General features: G+C 47.4%; 1 protein-coding gene. It reads left to right on the forward strand.

Translation table 11 applies throughout. The annotated features are described in order from the left end of the window. A partial coding sequence (locus tag DW657_RS17500) for an AAA family ATPase (RefSeq protein WP_158577432.1) occupies positions 1 to 740 on the forward strand: 740 nt, incomplete at both ends.

Here is a 740-nt window from a genome sequence, read left to right on the forward strand (position 1 = left end):
ACACCAGAGCATAATACATATCTCATCATCCGCCTCAATTTTGCCGAGGTGGCAGCAGGATTGGATGACTATAAGGATGGACTGGACAACCATTGTCGCCTTGTATTCAATTTCTTTTGTGACATCTATGCACATATTCTTCCTACTGGTACCAAGGAAGGATTGCAACAGGAGCCTGATGCGGTATCCAAGTTGAGATTTCTTTGCCAGAAGTGTCAGGAGGTGGGAAAGAAGATTTATCTCTTCATCGATGAGTACGACAACTTCACCAACATGATTCTTGCCCATGAGGAGCATCTCGTGAGGTATCGCAACCAGACCCACGGAGAGGGATACTTGCGCCAGTTCTTCAACACCATCAAGGGTGCTGCTGGCAATACCCTGGGCAGAGTGTTCGTCACGGGAGTAAGTCCTGTGACCATGGATGACCTGACCAGCGGATTCAACATCGGAACCAACTACTCCCTAAGCCCAAAATTCAATGAGATGGCGGCCTTCACGGAAGAAAAAGTCAGAAAGATGCTGGATTATTACAGCAGCGTCCTGCCGTTCAATCACACCACCGATGAGCTGATCAAGGTGATGAAGCCATGGTACGACAACTATTGCTTTGCCGAGAAGAGATATGGCAAGACCACGATGTACAACTCCGTGATGGTGCTCAATTTCATTAGCAACTATATAGATAATGAGTACGACATCCCCGACTCCATGGTGGAGACCAACATCCGTATCGACTA

Source organism: Prevotella sp. AM23-5 (assembly GCF_003473645.1).
Lineage (GTDB): Bacteria > Bacteroidota > Bacteroidia > Bacteroidales > Bacteroidaceae > Prevotella > Prevotella copri_A.